The following is a 7,427-nucleotide window of genomic DNA, read 5'->3' on the forward strand; positions in this document are numbered from 1 at the left end:
GGGGGCTTGCGGCAAGGCCCCGGGGGTGCCTCAGGATGGTCGGCCGAGGCCGGACCCCGCGGAAAGACGAGCCGTGCGGAGCCACTGCTCGACGCGGTGGGCGGGGAAGGGCCGTCGTCCGTACCCGCGCGGACCACGCGGGATCGTCGAACCGGGCCGACGCGTGCCATGACCGCGGGCGGCCCTCCAACGGAGCCGATGACGTGAACCCCCTGACCACCAGTGCCTTCGACCTTCCCGACCGCCTCTCCCCCAAGGCCGACCCGACGCTGATCGCCGACGACGAACAGCACTTCGCGGCCGTCGCGGAGTGCCTGGAGCAGTCGGTCGCCGAGGTGTCCGACCGCCTCGACGCCCTGCGCAGGGCGCCCGGCGGCATCGGCCGGGAGGCGATGGACCGGGACGTGGAGATCCACCGGCTCACCGCCCGCCTGCGCGTGCTGCGCCGCTTCGGCCTCGACCTGTGCCTGGGGCGCATGGTCGGCGCGGACGGCTCCGGGCCCGTGTACATCGGACGGCTCGGCCTCACGGACGGCGCGGGCCGCCGGCTGCTGCTCGACTGGCGCTCTCCCGCGGCCGAGCCGTTCTTCGGGGCCACCCACGCCCGCCCGATGGGGCTGGCGAGCCGCCGCAGGTACCGCTGGACCCGCGGCCGGATCAGCGACTACTGGGACGAGGTGTTCGCCCCGGACGGGTTCGCCGGGCACGCCGCGCTCGACGACCAGTCCGCCTTCATCGCCGGTCTGGGCAGCAGCCGGTCGCCCCGGATGCGGGACGTGCTGGGCACCATCCAGGCCGACCAGGACGCCGTCATCCGGGCGGGGTCCCGCGGCGCCCTCGTCGTCGACGGCGGTCCGGGCACGGGGAAGACCGTCGTCGCGCTGCACCGCGCCGCCTACCTCCTCCACTCCGACCCCCGCGTCGGCCACCGCCGGGGCGGCGTGCTGTTCGTCGGTCCGCACCGGCCCTACCTGGAGTACGTCTCCGACGTCCTGCCCAGCCTCGGCGAGGAGGGCGTGCGGACCTGCATCCTGCGGGACCTCGTCACCGAGGGGGCCTCGGCGGGGACCGAGGCCGATCCGGAGGTGGCCCGCCTGAAGTCGTCCGCGGACCTGGTGAGGGCGATCGAGACGGCCGTCCGGTTCTACGAGGAGCCGCCCGCCGAGGGGATGACGGTCACGACCCCCTGGTCCGACGTCCGGCTGAGCGCCGACGACTGGGCCGCGGCGTTCGAGGCGGCGGAACCCGGCACTCCGCACAATGAGGCGCGCGACCAGGTCTGGGAGGAACTGCTCACCATCCTGGTGGCCAAGCACGACGACGAGGCCTCGGCACAGGACGGCGACGTCCCGGCCGACCTGCTCCGCAGGTCGCTGGCGCGGAACAGGGAGCTGGTCACGGCCTTCGACCGGGCCTGGCCGCTGCTCGAAGCGACCGATCTCGTCGGGGACCTGTGGTCGGTGCCGGCCTATCTGCGGATGTGCGCTCCCTGGCTCGGCCCCGACGAGGTGCGCACGCTGCGGCGCGCGGACCCCCGGGCCTGGACGGTGTCCGACCTGCCGTTCCTGGACGCGGCACGGCAGCGGCTCGGCGATCCGGAGACGGCCCGGCGCAGGCGTCGGCGCGAGGCCCTCGTCGCCGCCCGGCACGAGCGCATGGCGCAGGTCGTCGACAACCTGATCGACGCCGCGGCCGACTCCGGGGCCGACGGCGACGACGGCGAAGGCCTGGTGACGATGTTGCGCGGCGAGGACGCCCGGGTCAGCCTGGTCGACGAGTCCGAACTGCCCGTCGCCGACCCGGATCTGCTCGCCGGCCCGTTCGCGCACATCGTCGTGGACGAGGCCCAGGAACTGACCGACGCCGAGTGGCAGATGCTGCTGCTGCGCTGCCCGTCCCGGAGCTTCACCGTGGTCGGGGACCGCGCCCAGGCCAGGCACGGGTTCACCGAGTCGTGGCGGGAACGGCTCGAGCGGGTCGGGCTCGACCGGATCGAGGTGGCGTCCCTGAGCATCAACTACCGGACGCCGGAAGAGGTCATGGCGGAAGCCGAGCCGGTCGTCCGGGCCGTGCTCCCGGACGCCAACGTGCCGGTCTCCGTCCGCCGCAGCGGCGTTCCCGTCGTCCACGGGTCCGTCGCGGAGCTGGACCCGGTCCTCGACACCTGGCTCGCCACGCACGGCGACGGGACCGCCTGCGTCATCGGCGCTCCCTCGTTCCGGGCGACGTCCCGCGTCCGGTCGCTGACCCCGGAGCTGTCGAAGGGGCTCGAGTTCGACCTGGTCGTCCTCGTCGACCCGGAGGCGTTCGGCGAGGGCGTCGAGGGAGCGGTCGACCGCTATGTCGCGATGACCCGGGCGACCCGGCAACTCGTCGTCCTCACCAGCCCCTGACGGCGGTCGGACACCCGCTCCCGGCCGAGCCGGGTACGGTACGGCCCGCGGGCCGCGGGCGGGCGGGGGGTCCACGGCGTACGGTCGGGGTGCAGGCCCTCGAGCCGGACCGTCCCGGACGGGACCGGCACCCTGCGCAGCCGTACCGCCCCGCACAGAGGAGAAGCGTTGCACCCCGACACCCCGCCGCCGGCCGGAGCCGAGGCCGAAACGGAGACCGACGCCGCCTTCTGGCGGGAACGCCGGGTGTGCTTCCTCGCCACCCGTCGTCCGGAGGACGGCACTCCACACCTCGTGCCCGTCGGGGTCACCTACGACCCCGAGACCCGTGTCGCCCGCGTCATCAGCGACGCCGGGAGCAAGAAGGTCCGCAACGTGCGCCGGTCCGCCCCGGGGACCGTGGTCGCCGTCAGCCAGGTCGACGGCCGGCGCTGGTGCACCCTGGAGGGCCCCGCCGTCGTCAGGGACGACGCCGAGTCCGTGGCCGAGGCCGAGCGGCGCTACGCCGAGCGCTACCGGCAGCCGCGCGTCAACCCGAACCGGGTGGTCATCGAGATCACCGTCACCCGCGCGCTGGGCACCGCCAAGCCGCCCGGCTGGTGACGCCACGGGCCCGTGGCGAGGCTCCGGCGGCACGGGACGAAGAGGTGATCCGCGAGACGGGCGGGCGCCCGGCCGGTTCACCCGCGGTGGCACGCGGCCGGGGCGGTGCGCGCAACGGCCGGACGGGGCCGCCCACCGCGTGGTGGGCGGCCCCGTCCGGCCGCGCGTGTCCGGCCCGCCGGGTCCCGGCTCAGCCGACCGGCGCCGCCGGGTCCTTGCCCGTCGGCGCCGGGCTGTGCCCGGGCGCCTGCTCCGACGCGGCGTCCAGGGCGCCGGACTCCTCGGCGAGGCGCTCCATGCCGCTGGTGGTCTTCAGCGGCTTCTCCTTCAGGAACACGACGGCGACCAGTGCGAGCAGCGCGAACGGCGTGGCGATGAGGAACAGGTCGGCCGTGGCGACGCCGTAGGCGTGCTCGACGACGGCCCGCATCGGGGCGGGCAGCGTGGACATGTCCGGGACGCTGCTCCCGCCCGAGCCCTCACCGGCCGGCACGGTGATGCCCGCCTCCTGGAAGCCCTTGGTCATCTCGCTGGTGACCCGGTTGGCGAGGATCGCGCCGAGGACGCTGGTGCCGATGGTGCCGCCCATGCTGCGGAAGAAGGACAGCACGGAGGTCGCGGCGCCCAGTTCGGCGGCGGGCACGTCGTTCTGGGCGGCGAGCACCAGGTTCTGCATCAGCATGCCGACACCGACGCCGAGCACCGCCATGTAGAGGCTGAGGAGACCGAAGTGGGTGTCGGCGTCGATCGTGGCGAGCAGGCCCAGACCGACGGTCATGGTGACCGCGCCCGCCACCAGGTACCGCTTCCACTTGCCGGTGCGGCTGATCACCTGTCCGGCGACGGTCGACGACACCAGCAGGCCCATGATCATGGGCAGGCTCATCAGGCCGGCGACGGTCGGCGACTTGCCCAGGGAGATCTGGAAGTACTGCGAGAGGAAGACGGTCCCGCCGAACATGGCGACACCGACCAGGAGGCTGGCGACGGTGGTCAGCGTCACCGTGCGGTTGCGGAAGATGTCGAGCGGGATGACCGGCTCGGGGGTGCGGGCCTCCACGAGGACCGCGGCGAGCAGCAGCACCACGCCACCGCCCGCGAGGGCGGCGGTCTGCCAGGAGATCCAGTCGAACTCGTTGCCGGCCAGCGACACCCAGATGAGCAGCGCGCAGACACCGGCGACGATCAGGAAGGCGCCGAGCCAGTCGATCCGCACCTCGCGCCGCGCGGTGGGCAGCCGCAGCGTGCGCTGCAGCAGCACGATGGCGAGCAGGGCGAACGGCACGCCGATGAAGAAGCACCAGCGCCAGCCCAGCCAGGAGGTGTCGACCAGCACGCCGCCGATCAACGGTCCGGCCACGGTGCCCACGGCGAAGACGGCACCGAAGATGCCGGCGTACTTGCCCAGTTGGCGGGGCGGGATGATGGAGGCCATCACGACCTGCGCGAGGGCGGTCAGGCCGCCCGCGCCGATGCCCTGCACGACCCGGCTGAAGATCAGCAGGCCGATGCCTTCGGAGAAGCCCGCCAGCAGCGAGCCGACCACGAACATGCCCAGCGAGAGCTGGAGCAGCAGCTTCTTGTCGAAGAGGTCGGACAGCTTCCCCCACAGGGGCACCGTCGCGGTCATGGCCAGCAGTTCGGAGGTGACGACCCAGGTGTAGGAGGACTGGCTGGCACCCAGATCGGTGATGATCGTGGGCAGCGCGTTGGACACGACGGTGCCGGCCAGGATCGCGACGAACATGCCGGCCATCAGGCCGGACATGGCCTGGAGTATCTGCCGGTGGGTCATGGAGGTGGGAGGCGCGTCGTCGGGCGCCGGGGGTGGGGTCACGGGATCTCTTTCGGTGATGGTCGGACGGTCCGCACGGGCCGGAGGGCGGCACAGGGCGGCGCGCTCGCGGGCACGGACCGGACGGCTGGGGTGCCGGCCGCGGCGGGAGCCGGGCGGCCGGGGCGGTGACTCAGGCGGGAGGAGCCGGAAGCCCGGCGGCGAGGAGGGCGAACACCTCCCGGAAGACGTCGAGGAAGGCCGCTTCCTCCTGCCGGGCGCACCAGTGCTCCACGCTGGTCCGCACCGCGGTGCCCGCCACCGCGGCCAGCAGCCGCGGGTACAGGTCGAGCGCCCTGCGCCGTTCCTCGTCGGAACCGGCTCCGGGGGCGGACACGGACGCCGGCCGGCCGCCGGAGCGGATGCGCGCGGCGATCACCTCGGCCAGTTCGGTCTCGTCCGCCAGGTGCGCGCCGAGGCTGCGCACCAGCAGGTGCGGCGAGGCGTGCAGCACCCGGGCGTGCAACTGCCACAGCTCGTGCTGCTGCTCCGCCTCGGCGAGTTCCGCCGCCATGGCGTCGCGCAGGGCCTCCAGCGGGGAGAGCGCGGCCGGCGCGTCGAGCACCGCCTGTCGCATCCGTGCGCCCGCGTCCGCGTCGATCACGACGAAGGCGTCGTCGCGCGTGTCGAAGTAGTTGAAGAAGGTCCGCACGGACACTCCGGCCGCCGCGCTGATCGCCTCGGCGGTGACCTTCTCCGCACCGTGCTCGGCGGCCAGTCGCACCGCGGCCTCGGCGAGCGCGGCACGCGTCGCCCGCTTCTTCCGCTCCCGCAGACCGCCCCCCGCGGCACCCTTCTCCGACACGACGTGCATGCTATGCAAAGATGCACGCCGTGCAAAATTAATAACGGGCCGCTCGGGCCCCGGCGGCCGACGGGCCGACCGGAAGGACCTGTCACCGGGTCCGGTGCGCCGGGGCCACCGTCCGCTCCCCCGCGCCGTCGCACCGGGCCGGCCGTCCCCGCACCCTCCTGAGCGCCTCCGCTGGCGCGGCGGCGCGGGTCCCGGCAGCGTGGAAGGGCGCAGAGAACGACTGCTGAGCGAGGTGGCCATGCAATCCTCCGAAGTACCACGGGTGGTCGTGGGGGTGGACGGATCTCCCTCGTCGTACGCCGCCCTGCGGTGGGCGGACCGCTACACACGGGTCGTCGGCGGTGTCGTCGAGGCGATCCACGTCTGGGACACGCCGTCCTCCCGGGGCTGGAGCGGACCGGCGATCGACCCCGCGTTCGACCTGCAGCAGGCCGAGGAGCGGTTCGCGCAGGAACTGCGGACGGTCTTCCCGGACGAGCCTCCCGCCGGCCTGAAGGAGCACCTGGTCGAGGGCGATCCGTCGGAGGTGCTGATCCGGGCCTCGGAGGGGGCCGCGCTCCTCGTCCTCGGCCGCCGGGGGCGGGGCGGCTTCACCAGGGCGATCCTGGGGTCGGTCAGCCACCGCTGCGCCCAGCACGCGGCCTGTCCCGTCGTGGTGGTCCCCCGGGACCGGGATCCCGGGCACTGACCTCCCCACCGGTCGCGGCCGGCCGTTCGTCGCCGGCCCTCGTGCGGGGGCCGCTCGGGCCCGCCGTGCCCCCGGCGCGGGCCGGCGCGGCGGCCACGCCTCGGGGCGCGCGGCCGAAAGGCGCGGAGGACGGCCGCGGTGTCACACGTCCTGGACGCGCCGGAAGGGGCGGTCCGCCTCCAGGGCGAACGCCACCTCCAGGAGCGTCCGTTCGCTGCCGGGGCGGCCGGAGAACATGACGCCGACGGGCATCCCGTCCTCCGTCGTGCTCACGGCCGGCACCGAGAGCGACGGTGTGCCGACGACGTTGTCGAGCGGTGTGAACGCGACGTAGGCGAGGATCCGCTCGATCAGCGCCGGGTAGGGAACGGCCGGGCTGAGGTGGCCGATCGGCGGTGTGGTGTGGGCGAGCACGGGGGAGAGGACGAGATCGAGCCCGCGGAACGCCGCCGCGTACGCCTCCCTCGTGCGCCTCAGCCTCCGCAGCACGCCCGGGGTGCGCCGCCAGTTCTCCAGGTAGGCCTCGCGCAGCCCCCGGCTGAGGCCGTCCATGCGGTGCCGGTCGAAATCCGCGCCGAGGGTCCGGCCCGTGGCACCGATGAGGAACGACAGCAGTCCCCAGTAGGTGAGGAAGTCCTCGGTGAAGCGGGGGTCGAGGGCCGGCTGCACCGGCTCCACGGTGTGGCCGAGGCGTTCGAGCGTCGCCGCCGTCTCCGTGACGGCCGCCCGAGTCGCGGGGTCGGAGCGGACACCGTTCGGGGAGTCCAGCAGGAACCCGATGCGCAGGCGCCGCTCCGAGGGGCCCTCGACCAGGCCCAGGGGCGGCAGCTTCGGGTTGCGCCAGTACCTCTCGGCGGCCGCGAGGAACGCGGCGGTGTCCCGCACGGAACGGCTCACGACGCCGTCGGAGACGATGTCGAGGGGCAGCCGGTGGCTCTGTGCGTTCGCCAGGACCCGGCCGCGGGTCGGCTTGAGGCCGACGAGTCCGCAGCAGGCGGCGGGGATGCGGATCGAGCCGCCGCCGTCGTTGGCGTGCGCGATCGGCACCGCCCCGGCAGCGACGAGCGCCGCGCTGCCGCCCGACGAACCGCCCGC

6 protein-coding genes are annotated in these 7,427 nt (G+C 74.2%); 3 read left to right on the forward strand and 3 right to left on the reverse strand.

The window, feature by feature from the left end:
- Window positions 1-203 precede the first annotated feature (203 nt).
- Entirely contained in the window at window positions 204-2,393 is a 2,190-nt protein-coding gene (gene helR / locus B7L92_RS35005; RefSeq protein ID WP_081241248.1) for an RNA polymerase recycling motor ATPase HelR, read from the forward strand.
- A gap of 168 nt (window positions 2,394-2,561) precedes the next feature.
- Window positions 2,562-2,996 carry a pyridoxamine 5'-phosphate oxidase family protein gene (locus B7L92_RS35010; RefSeq protein ID WP_081241249.1) on the forward strand — a complete coding sequence of 145 codons (435 nt, stop codon included), beginning with the start codon at window positions 2,562-2,564 and terminating at the stop codon, window positions 2,994-2,996.
- A gap of 190 nt (window positions 2,997-3,186) precedes the next feature.
- Here B7L92_RS35010 and B7L92_RS35015 read toward each other — a convergent pair whose 3' ends face one another.
- A complete protein-coding gene (locus tag B7L92_RS35015; RefSeq protein ID WP_438364048.1) occupies window positions 3,187-4,791 on the reverse strand; it encodes an MDR family MFS transporter in 1,605 nt (534 codons plus the stop codon).
- 172 nt (window positions 4,792-4,963) lie between these two features.
- The gene (locus B7L92_RS35020) at window positions 4,964-5,644 is read right to left on the reverse strand and encodes a TetR/AcrR family transcriptional regulator (RefSeq protein ID WP_081241251.1); all 681 of its coding nucleotides are present in this window, start codon (window positions 5,642-5,644) and stop codon (window positions 4,964-4,966) included.
- 238 nt (window positions 5,645-5,882) lie between these two features.
- Between B7L92_RS35020 and B7L92_RS35025 the strand changes: the two genes are divergently transcribed.
- On the forward strand, window positions 5,883-6,332 hold the full coding sequence (locus B7L92_RS35025) for a universal stress protein (protein ID WP_081241252.1): 450 nt from the start codon (window positions 5,883-5,885) through the stop codon (window positions 6,330-6,332).
- A gap of 141 nt (window positions 6,333-6,473) precedes the next feature.
- Here the strand turns inward: B7L92_RS35025 and B7L92_RS35030 are convergent.
- Window positions 6,474-7,427 (reverse strand): amidase (locus tag B7L92_RS35030; RefSeq protein WP_081241253.1); only part of this gene is annotated, 954 nt, incomplete at its 5' end.

Source organism: Streptomyces viridosporus (genome assembly GCF_002078235.1).
GTDB classification, from domain to species: Bacteria; Actinomycetota; Actinomycetes; order Streptomycetales; family Streptomycetaceae; genus Streptomyces; species Streptomyces viridosporus.